This window comes from uncultured Fretibacterium sp. (assembly GCF_938030725.1).
GTDB lineage: Bacteria > Synergistota > Synergistia > Synergistales > Aminobacteriaceae > Fretibacterium.
The window spans coordinates 1-7,562 of sequence record NZ_CALHIQ010000122.1 but is presented as its reverse complement, the minus strand read 5'-3'; the positions used below and the strand labels follow the sequence as shown (position 1 = coordinate 7,562).

The 7,562-nt window shown below is 66.5% G+C and carries 9 protein-coding genes and 1 pseudogene; all 10 read left to right on the top strand.

What is annotated here, in order from left to right; genetic code table 11:
* Positions 1-522, top strand: a pseudogene (locus Q0629_RS07145) (hypothetical protein); the annotation flags it as partial.
* Positions 519-1,046 carry an RsmD family RNA methyltransferase gene (locus tag Q0629_RS07140; RefSeq protein WP_298780715.1) on the top strand — a complete coding sequence of 176 codons (528 nt, stop codon included), beginning with the start codon at positions 519-521 and terminating at the stop codon, positions 1,044-1,046. The pseudogene Q0629_RS07145 and the gene Q0629_RS07140, both read left to right, overlap by 4 nt.
* Positions 1,047-1,064: 18 nt before the next feature.
* Entirely contained in the window at positions 1,065-1,586 is a 522-nt protein-coding gene (gene coaD, locus Q0629_RS07135; RefSeq protein WP_298780713.1) for a pantetheine-phosphate adenylyltransferase, read from the top strand.
* Entirely contained in the window at positions 1,586-2,239 is a 654-nt protein-coding gene (locus tag Q0629_RS07130) for a DNA-3-methyladenine glycosylase (RefSeq protein ID WP_298780710.1), read from the top strand. The genes coaD and Q0629_RS07130 overlap by 1 nt, the downstream gene beginning before the upstream one ends.
* A 60-nt stretch (positions 2,240-2,299) precedes the next feature.
* Positions 2,300-3,847 (top strand): murein biosynthesis integral membrane protein MurJ, encoded by a 1,548-nt coding sequence (murJ, locus tag Q0629_RS07125; protein WP_298780707.1) that lies wholly within the window; start codon positions 2,300-2,302, stop codon positions 3,845-3,847.
* A gap of 20 nt (positions 3,848-3,867) precedes the next feature.
* Entirely contained in the window at positions 3,868-4,419 is a 552-nt protein-coding gene (locus Q0629_RS07120) for a hypothetical protein (RefSeq protein ID WP_298780705.1), read from the top strand.
* A complete protein-coding gene (gene tsaD / locus Q0629_RS07115; RefSeq protein ID WP_298780703.1) occupies positions 4,416-5,441 on the top strand; it encodes a tRNA (adenosine(37)-N6)-threonylcarbamoyltransferase complex transferase subunit TsaD in 1,026 nt (341 codons plus the stop codon). The genes Q0629_RS07120 and tsaD overlap by 4 nt, the downstream gene beginning before the upstream one ends.
* A gap of 137 nt (positions 5,442-5,578) precedes the next feature.
* Positions 5,579-5,917, top strand: coding sequence for a carboxymuconolactone decarboxylase family protein (locus Q0629_RS07110; protein ID WP_298780701.1), 339 nt, complete (start codon positions 5,579-5,581; stop codon positions 5,915-5,917).
* Between the two features lie 209 nt (positions 5,918-6,126).
* The gene (gene groES, locus Q0629_RS07105) at positions 6,127-6,420 is read left to right on the top strand and encodes a co-chaperone GroES (protein WP_298780698.1); all 294 of its coding nucleotides are present in this window, start codon (positions 6,127-6,129) and stop codon (positions 6,418-6,420) included.
* A gap of 55 nt (positions 6,421-6,475) precedes the next feature.
* On the top strand, positions 6,476-7,562 hold a 1,087-nt coding region (gene groEL, locus Q0629_RS07100), incomplete at its 3' end, for a chaperonin GroEL (RefSeq protein WP_298780695.1).

The window sequence follows — 7,562 nt, the reverse complement described above, 5'->3', positions numbered from 1 at the left end:
GACGAGCCCTACGCCCGCGAGGCGCTGGATCGGATCGGGAATCACGCAGCGCTGGAGGGCCGGGGCTTCGAGGTCAATCCCGCCCGCAGCGTGACGACGAAATACGAGCGCAAATGGCTGGAGCTGGGGAAGCCTATCTACCGGTTGACCTTCGTTAAGACGCGCCCCTTCACCACGGCGCGGCAAACCTGGGAGGGATCTGAGGTGCACATCAGGACGAGGCGCCGGCCGACGGAGGAGTGGCTGAGCGCCCTGGCGGACGTCAGCGGAGGCGTCGGGGACGCGCGGTGGTCCTTCGGACGGCTCGCCTTGGAACGGGGTCCGGAGGGCGGCTTTCTGCTCGAAGCCTTCTCAAACGACGAGGAGTTCGACCAGCGCTACTACATCCACATCTCGCCGCGGGACGGAGGCGCGCTGGTCCGGCTGGACCGGACGGCAAACGCCTTCCTGACCCCCGCCGTGAAGGGAGCCCTCGCCGACGTGGCGGCCCGCATCGACGCAGCGGAGGAACCGTCAGGATGAAAGCGGTCCGCCCCACGGCAGGCCGCGTGTTGCTGGCCCTCTTCAGCATCCTGGGGAACGTGGACGGCGGGAGGTTTCTGGACCTCTTCGCCGGGACGGGACGGGTCGGGAGGGCGGCCCTGGAGCGGGGCGCCAGCGTGACGTGGGTCGAGTCCCTCCGAGAGAGGGCTCAGGCCATTGAGCGCGCGCTGCCCGCGGACGCTCGACGCCGCGCCGTGGTGCTGTCCCTGGAGCTGCGTCGCGCCATCGCCTGGCTCGGAAAGCGGGGCCTCCAGTTCGACGTCATCTTCGCCGACCCACCCTATCACGAGGGCTGGGGGGCGTCGCTTCTGGGCGTGCGGGGGCTTGAGGGGCTGCTGGCTCGCGGAGGGGTCCTCGTCGCGGAGCACTCCGTCCGGGAGGAGTTGACGCTGACGCCCGCGTGGGAGCTCACTTCCCAACGGGACTACGGCGAGAGCCGCCTGTCGTTTCTGAGGGCCGCGGAGGCGCGAACGGACCAGGCACCGGCGCAAACACTCGTTTAGTTCAGGAGGCGAACCATCATGCAGAGGAGCGTCCGCGCCGTCTACCCCGGCTCCTTCGACCCCATCACCAACGGACACATCTACATCGCAGAGCGGGCCTCCGCCATCTTCGACGAGGTGCGGGTGAGCATCCTCGTGAACGCGCAGAAGAACTCCACCTTCAGCGTGGAGGATCGGTGCGCCATGGCGCGCGAGGCCCTGAGCTACCTTCCGAACGTCAGGGTGGAGCACTTTTCGGGCCTGCTCGTCGACTACATGCGCCAGGTGCAGTCGCGCGTCATCATCCGGGGGCTGCGGGCCATGTCGGACTTCGAGTACGAGTTTCAGATGGCGCTGATGAACCGTCAGTTGGCTCCGGAGATCGAAACCTTTTTCATCGTCACGGACCCGCGATACTCCTTCGTTTCCAGCAGCGGCATCCGCGACATCTTCCGCTTCGGGGGGACGGTCCACGACATGGTGCCCCCCGGCGTGTTCCGCCGCCTGCGCGAGCGCTTTCCTCCGCTGCCCATGCCCCACAGGCCCCAGGAGGACCGGTGATGTCCCAGCTCCTCCCCCCATCGTTCTACCAACAGGGGGCCGTCGCCGTCGCGCGGGGCCTCCTGGGGTGCGTGCTGGCCCGCAGCGCGCCGGAGGGCACGGCCTCCGGCGTCATCGTCGAAACGGAGGCCTACGCCGGGAGGACGGACGCGGCATGCCACTCCTTCAAGCTGGAGGGCCCCCGTCCGGGGCACCGCACCGAGGTGATGTTTCGTCCGGGGGGCCTGGCCTACGTCTACCTGATCTACGGCATGTACTGCTGCTTCAACGTCACCTGCGCGCCCGCGGGCCGGGCCGAGGCGGTGCTGGTCCGCGCTCTGGCCCCCCTTGAGGGGAAGCCCCTCATGCGCGCGCGCCGCGGCACGGAGGACGAGCGAAAGCTCTGCAGCGGTCCCGGAAAGCTCTGCATGGCTCTCGCCGTCACGCGAGAGCAGAACGGAGCGGACCTCCGCGGGGGAACGCTCCGAATCTTGCGAGGGGACCCCATTCAGGACGCGGAGGTCGCCAGGACGCCGCGCATCAACGTGGACTACGCCGGAGAGGACGCCGTCCTGCCCTACCGCTTCGCCGTGAAGGACAGCCCGTTCCTCTCGACGCGGAGGTTCTTGAAGGCGGCGCTCCGCAAAGAACGTTTCAGTGGCACAACGCCCTAACGGCACATCACTTGGAATCGAGCAGGGGGACTTGCGGTGGAGCGGCAGAATACATCCGGTATGGTGAAACACGCGATGATGATGATGGCGGGGACGTTCCTGAGCCGCATCCTGGGGCTGGTTCGGGAGGTGGTGGTGGCGGCGTTCTTCGGCGCGTCCCGCGGGCTGGACGCCTTCAACGTGGCCTACACGCTGGCGAACCTGGCCCGTCAGCTCCTGGCGGAGGGTGCGCTCTCCGCCGCTTTCGTGCCCGTTTTCTCCCGCGCGCTGCAGGAAGGCCGGTCGCGCGCTTTGGCGCTGGCTCGCGGAACGATGACGGTGCTGCTGTTCGCGAGCTCTGCTGCCGCGCTGGTGGGCATCCTGTGCGCACCGCTCCTGACCCGCGTCATGGCCCCCGGCTTCGACCCCGAAGCGGCCTCCCTCGCCTCCAGCCTGACGCGCTGGATGTTCCCCTTCCTCATCCTGATCTCGCTGGCCGCCCTCACCATGGGCGCACTGAACAGCCTGGGCTCCTTCTTCGTCCCGGCCCTGGCCCCCGCCTTCAGCAACCTGGCCTTCATCCTCACCGCCCCGCCCTTCGCCGCCCGCTGGGGCGTGCATGGCCTGGCGCTCTCCGTGCTGTGCGGCGGGGCCATGCACTTCCTCACCCAATGGATCTGGACCTTCAAGATGCGCGCCCCGATTTATCCTGCGCGGCCCGACCTGCACGACCCGGACCTGCGCCGCATCATGGCGCTCTTCCTGCCCTACGCCGCCGGCTTGTCGTTGAACCAGGTCAACCCCGTCGTCAGCCGGATGCTCGGCTCCTTCCTCCAGGAGGGCAGCATCTCGGTGCTGAACTACGCCAACCGCATCCTGCAGCTGCCCCTGGGCCTCTTCGTCATCGCCATCTCCCAGGCCGTGCTGCCCCAACTCGCCCGGGCCGAGGGGCCGGAGGACTTCGCGGAAACGCTGCGCCAGGCGCTGCGCTTTGCCCTCTTCATCGTGCTGCCCGCGTCGCTTGGCCTGATGCTCATCTCAGGGCCCTTTGTCCACGTCGTCTTCGTCCGGGGCGAGTTCAACGACTGGGCCTGGCGCGCCACCTCGTCCTGCCTCGCGCTCTCCATGCTGGGGCTGCCGGGCATGGCCTGCTCCACCGTCGTGATGCGCGCCCTCTACGCGCTCTCCATGCCGCGAGAGGCCTTCAAGACCACGCTCTTCAGCGTCGCCGCGACGGCGCTCCTCTCCGCGGCGCTGATGCTCCCCATGGGGTACAACGGACTGGCCCTGGCCCCCAGCATCGCCTTCACCCTGTCGGGCCTGCTGGGACTTCGCTACGTGCGGGGGAAGCTGGGCCGCTCCCTGAACGTCCTGAGCCAGGCGTGGCTCACCAAAACCGCCGCTGCCCTTGCAGCGCTCGCCCTGGTCACGGCGGCCTGGCGCCTCGCCCTGCCCTACCGCCCCGAGGCGATACTCGCCCTGCGTGCGGCCTGGCACCTGGGCGTCATCATCGTCGGCATGGCGGCCTACGGGGGGGCGACGCTGGCCCTTCGCTGCGACGAGTGGGGGCTGATCCGCGATGCGTTCTCCCGACGTGGCAAAAAGGATAGAGATAAGGGACAGGGATAAGGTTTGGAAAGGTTGAGGTCATGATGAGAAAGTTTGCAGGAGCACTTCTCCTGTGTGCAACGGTCCTGACGGCGCTCTCTGCGGATGCGGCCCCGTCCCCCCAATGGAGGAAGGCCATCGGCGCGCGGACGATCCGCCTCTGGGTGGACGCCCAGTTCATGGATGAGCTCGTGCTCAACGCGCGGGCGCGCATCGACGTCACGTGGCTGCCGCGCTCGCTGATGCGACTTCTGGACCGCGACAGCAGCGCGGAGGACTGGGTGATCACCGCCCTGAGCAACTACTACACCTCCAGGAAGGAGGCCGCCGAGAGGATGCGGGGACACGACGTGCTGGCCCTTCGCTACCGCGCAGAGAAGAACTGGAACTTCGACCCCACGGCCCTGACGGTCGACGGCTACCGCGTGACGTCCGAGGACCTGCTGGGCAACGCCAGCATACGAGTCGTCGGAGAGCTTCCCTCCGGCACGGAAGGGACGCTCCTCGTCCGCGTCCCGGCGCTGAAGGGAGGGCGCAGGGTGCGCCTCGCGCTCGGCCCGGACAGCGTGGACCTGGAGGCGCCGGCCCGATGAGCGACTTCCTGACGCTGGGCATCGAAACCAGCTGCGATGACACGGGGGTGGCGCTCCTGCAAGGCGAGCGGCACATCCTCGCGGAGCTTCTGTCGAGCCAAATTCGGGACCATGCGCGATTCGGCGGCGTGGTCCCGGAGTTCGCGGCGCGGAAGCACCTGGAGAACCTCCTGCCTCTGGTGGAGGCGGCGCTACGGGAGGGCGGCGTGAGCGGGCGGGACCTGGACCTCATCGCCGTCACCTGCGGGCCGGGGCTCATGGGCTCCCTCATCGTGGGGGTGCAGGCAGCCCGGGCGCTCTCCCAGGCCTGGGAGGTTCCGGTCCTGGGGGTCAACCACCTGGAGGGGCACCTGTTCGCCCCCATGGTGGACTCGGAGGACCTGAAGCCCCCGTTCCTGTCGCTCATCGTATCGGGCGGGCACACGGAGATCGTTCGGGTGGACGCCCTGGGCAGCTACGAACTCCTCGGCCAGACGCGGGACGACGCGGCAGGCGAGGCCTACGACAAGGCCGCACGCATCCTGGGGCTCCCCTACCCAGGCGGGCCGGAGATCGACCGCCTGGCGCAGGACGGGGACCCGGACGCCTTCGCTTTTCCCGTCCCCCTTCAGCACACGAAACAGGTGGAATTCAGCTTCAGCGGACTCAAGACGGCGCTCCTGTGGCAGGTTCGGCGCCTTGAAGCCCTTGGAACGGAGGGAGGCGAGCTGACGCTGGCCGACCTCTGCGCGTCCTTTCAGAGCGCCGTGACGAGGGCGCTCATCGCCAAGGTAGCGCTCGCCGTGCGCACGACGGGCATCCGGAGCGTGACGGCATCGGGAGGCGTGGCGGCCAACAGCGCCCTGCGGCGCGCGCTGACGCAGGGCGTCGAGGCACGACGCTGGCGCGCCTGGCTGCCCCGGCCCAGCCGCTGCACGGACAACGCCGTCATGATCGCCATGGCGGGCAAAAGCGGATGGGACCGCGGCCTGCGCAGCCCGGAGGACCTGTCCCCCGATCCATCGCTCGAAATCGGGGCGTGAGGCCCGCGATCGTCGCGCGCGGGATACGGGTAAACGCTCAGGCGAAGGGCGACCGACCACGATAGAATAAACGGCGATAGAGAATCCTCTCTATGAATTAGCAGCATCAGAGACATTATCTTAAAGGAGGCATCGCCATGGATTTCAAACAGCAGGCGCGCGACGGCAAGGAGCTCATGGGAAAGCTGGCTCAGGCCGCGCCGGAGGTCGTCGGGGCATTTCGTTCCCTGAACGCGGCCGCACACAAGGAGGGCGCACTGGGCGCCAAGACGAAGGAACTGATCGCGCTGGCGCTGGGCGTTCAGGCCCGCTGCATCCCCTGCATCACGGCCCACGCTCAGGGCGCCCTCAGCGCGGGGGCCACGCGCGAGGAGGTCGTCGAGGCCCTTGAAGTGACCATCACCATGGGTGGCGGCCCCAGCGCAACCCACTCGGCCATCGCCCTGGAGGCCTTCGACCAGCTCAGCAAAAAGTAGAAACCCACAAGCAACGATAACGTGGCGAGGGGACGCTTCCGGGCGTCCCCTTTTCTATGGGATCCCACACCCCATCAACACCACGCCAAAACAGTACGTAAATTTGACGATGTACTTTCGAAGAACAGGGGCTAATATTCTTCGTGTTGAGCAATTAGCACTCTTAGTGATCGAGTGCTGATACAAAAGATCAGGAGGGAATTTTAAAGATGAATCTCAAGCCACTTGGAGACAGGATCGTTGTGAAGGTGCTCTCCCGCGAGGAGAAGACGAAGGGCGGCATCGTCCTTCCCGACACGGCGAAGGAGAAGCCCACGGAGGGCGAGGTCATCGCGGTGGGCACGGGGAAGGTGCTGGACAACGGCCAGAAGCTTCCCATCGAGGTCAAGGTGGGCGACCGCATCATCTTCAGCAAGTACGCGGGCACCGAGGTCCAGTTGGACGGCGAGGACTACGTGATCTTCAGCGAGCGCGACGTCCTGGCCATCGTGGACAAGAAGTAGTCCACGCGGGACTTTACAGAAATATTTGAGAAGGATTTAGAGGAGGATACAAACCATGGCTAAGATTCTTTCCTTCGGCGAGGACGCTCGCCGCGCGATGCTTCGCGGCATCGATAAAGTTGCGGATACGGTTGGCGTGACGCTTGGGCCCAAGGGCCGCAACGTCGTCCTCGAGAAGAAGTTCGGCTCCCCCACGATCACGAACGACGGAGTCACCATCGCGAAGGAGATCGAGCTGGAGGACCCCTTTGAGAACGCGGGGGCTCAGCTTCTGAAGGAAGTCGCCTCCAAGACCAACGACGTCGCCGGCGACGGCACCACCACTGCCACGATCTTCTCCCGTGCCATCATCCGCGAGGGCATGAAGAACGTCGCGGCGGGTGCCAACGGGATGCAGATGCGTCAGGGCATCGAGAAGGCCATCGACTTCGTGGTGGAGGAGCTGAAGAAGCAGTCCATCCCCGTGAAGGAGAAGGAGAAGATCGCTCAGGTCGCCTCCATCTCCGCCAGCGACAACGCGGTGGGTTCGCTGATCTCCGAGGCCATGAACAAGGTGGGCCAGGACGGCGTCATCACCATCGAGGACAGCCAGACGCTGGGAACGACGCTTGAGATGGTGGAGGGCCTGCAGTTCGACAAGGGCTACATCAGCCCCTACATGGTGACGGACAGCGAGCGCATGGAGACGAGCTTCGACGACGCCTACATCCTGCTCCACGACGGCAAGATCAGCAACATCAAGGACCTGCTCCCCGTGCTGGAGAAGGTCGTGCAGACGGGCAAGCCCCTGCTCATCGTCGCTGAGGACGTCGAGGGTGAGGCCCTGGCGACGCTGGTGGTCAACAAGCTGCGCGGCGTCATGCAGGTGGCTGCTGTGAAGGCCCCTGGCTTCGGCGATCGCCGCAAGGCCATGCTGGCGGACATCGCCATCGTCACGGGCGGTCAGGTCATCAGCGAGGAGCTGGGTCTGAAGTTCGAGAACACGGAGCTCAACATGCTGGGCAAGGCCAAGAAGGTCCGCATCACGAAGGAGGACACGACCATCACCCAGGGCGCCGGCGACAAGGAGGATATCCGCAAGCGCGCGGCGCAGATCAAGAAGGAGATCGAGGACTCCACCTCCGACTACGACAAGGAGAAGC

What these genes read in the sequence shown, in the direction of transcription:
- tsaD (WP_298780703.1), top strand. Translation starts at nt 4,416, where the DNA reads ATGAGCGACTTCCTGACGCTGGGCATCGAAACCAGCTGCGATGACACG.
- Q0629_RS07130 (WP_298780710.1), top strand. Translation starts at nt 1,586, where the DNA reads ATGTCCCAGCTCCTCCCCCCATCGTTCTACCAACAGGGGGCCGTCGCC.
- Q0629_RS07120 (WP_298780705.1), top strand. Translation starts at nt 3,868, where the DNA reads ATGATGAGAAAGTTTGCAGGAGCACTTCTCCTGTGTGCAACGGTCCTG.
- groES (WP_298780698.1), top strand. Translation starts at nt 6,127, where the DNA reads ATGAATCTCAAGCCACTTGGAGACAGGATCGTTGTGAAGGTGCTCTCC.
- Q0629_RS07110 (WP_298780701.1), top strand. Translation starts at nt 5,579, where the DNA reads ATGGATTTCAAACAGCAGGCGCGCGACGGCAAGGAGCTCATGGGAAAG.
- murJ (WP_298780707.1), top strand. Translation starts at nt 2,300, where the DNA reads ATGGTGAAACACGCGATGATGATGATGGCGGGGACGTTCCTGAGCCGC.
- Q0629_RS07140 (WP_298780715.1), top strand. Translation starts at nt 519, where the DNA reads ATGAAAGCGGTCCGCCCCACGGCAGGCCGCGTGTTGCTGGCCCTCTTC.
- coaD (WP_298780713.1), top strand. Translation starts at nt 1,065, where the DNA reads ATGCAGAGGAGCGTCCGCGCCGTCTACCCCGGCTCCTTCGACCCCATC.